The sequence below is a fragment of the Microbacterium sp. genome (genome assembly GCF_049661145.1).
GTDB lineage: Bacteria > Actinomycetota > Actinomycetes > Actinomycetales > Microbacteriaceae > Microbacterium.
This window is the reverse complement of sequence record NZ_JBASZT010000018.1, coordinates 1-1705: the sequence shown is the minus strand read 5'-3', so window position 1 is coordinate 1705 and position 1705 is coordinate 1. Positions and strand designations below refer to the sequence as shown.

Annotated in this window: 2 protein-coding genes; both read left to right on the top strand. The window is 69.7% G+C overall.

What is annotated here, in order from left to right; all coding sequences use genetic code 11:
* Positions 1-112: 112 nt before the first annotated feature.
* Entirely contained in the window at positions 113-1252 is a 1140-nt protein-coding gene (mltG, locus tag WBP48_RS00950) for an endolytic transglycosylase MltG (protein ID WP_424434721.1), read from the top strand.
* The coding region (locus WBP48_RS00945) for a shikimate dehydrogenase family protein (RefSeq protein WP_424434718.1) at positions 1246-1705 on the top strand (460 nt) is incomplete at its 3' end. The genes mltG and WBP48_RS00945, both read left to right, overlap by 7 nt.

The following is a 1705-nucleotide window of genomic DNA, read 5'->3' as shown; positions in this document are numbered from 1 at the left end:
GGCTGCCGCTGGACCCACCGCCGCCCCCTCGGCTGCCGCGCCCTCCGCTGCCGCGCCCTCCGCTGCGGCCCCTTCCCGGAGGCCGACATCCGTGCCAGAGGCTCCCGCTCATTTGGATGCTCTGTTCGCGGGCCCGGACGAGGCGGAGCGTGCGCGCGAGGTGCGCCATGCTCGCGATCGTCGCAAGAGCCGCATCGCCGGTTGGGTCGTGTTCGGCGTGATCCTCGCGATCCTCGGCGGAGTCGTCGCGGGGGGATTCGCCGTGTGGAACACCTACGAGGACAAGATCCGTGCGTTCATGGGCTGGGAGGAGCCCAAGGACTACGAGGCCGGGATCGCCGAAGGCGAGGCACTCGTGACGATCGTGTCCGGCGACACCGGTGCCACGATCTCAACGACCCTGTTCGACGCCGGAGTCACCAAGACCTCCGACGCGTTCTACGACTACCTCGTGGAGTCGGCGCAGAACCCGACCTTCCAACCGGGGGTCTACGCCCTGCAGCAAAAGATGACATCGGCGGCGGCACTGGACTCGTTGCTGGACCCCGCGAGCAAGCGGGAGTTCACCGCGCAGCTGCCCGAGGGTCTGACTGCGGAGCAGACGCTGCAGCGGCTGTCGGAGAGCCTCGCGATTCCGCTGGAGGACCTGCAGGCGGCGACAGCGGACCCGTCCGCGTACGGCGTCTCCGCCGACACTCTGGAGGGATGGCTGTTCCCGGCGACCTACACGTTCGACCCCGGTGTCACTGCGACCGACGTCATCACGACACTCGTCAATCGTGCCGTGCAGTCGCTGGATGCCGCGGGCGTGCCCGCCGACCAGCGTCAGCAGGTCCTCATCACGGCGTCGATCATCGAGCGCGAGGCCCGGTTGCCGGACGACTTCGCCAAGGTCTCGCGCGTCATCGCGAACCGCCTCGCCGACGGCATGAAGCTGCAGATGGACTCCACGGCGCAGTACGGATACGGCGAGATGCACGACGGGACCGCGAGTTCCTCGAAGGAGGCCCTCGAGGACGACAACGCCTGGAACACCTACGTGATCGACGGCCTTCCCGCGACGCCGATCTCCAATCCCGGCGACACCGCCATCGATGCGGCCATGCACCCCGCGGAGGGCGACTGGCTCTATTTCGTCACGTGGAACATAGACACCGGCGAGACCATCTTCTCCGCCACGTACGCCGAGCACGAGGCGGCGATCGGCCAGTGGGAGAAGTGGTGCAGCGAGAACGACAACCGCGGATGCTGACCGGCGCCACCCGACTGGAGGTCTGGGGCGACCCCGTCTCGCACAGCCTGTCGCCGCGCCTGCACGCCGCCGCGTACACGCGTCTCGGCTGGGACTGGAGCTACGACCGCCGCCGCGTCGACCTCGCGGGCTTCGCCGCCGCACTGGACGGACTCGACCCTCGGTTCCGCGGGCTTTCACTGACATTCCCGCTGAAGGCGGCCGCGTACGAAGCGGCGACGACCCGCGACCGACCGGCCGAGCTCACCGGGGCGGTGAACACGCTCGTCCTGGGCGGCGACGATCCGCGCGGCGGCGCACGGCGCGGTTTCAACACCGACGTCGGCGGCATGGCGGCGGACCTCCGCGATCACGGCATCGCTGCGGTGGATCGCGCCCGCATCGTGGGCGCCGGGGCGACGGCGACCTCAGCCCTGGTCGCACTGCGGGAGCTCGGAGCCGACCGCGTCGATG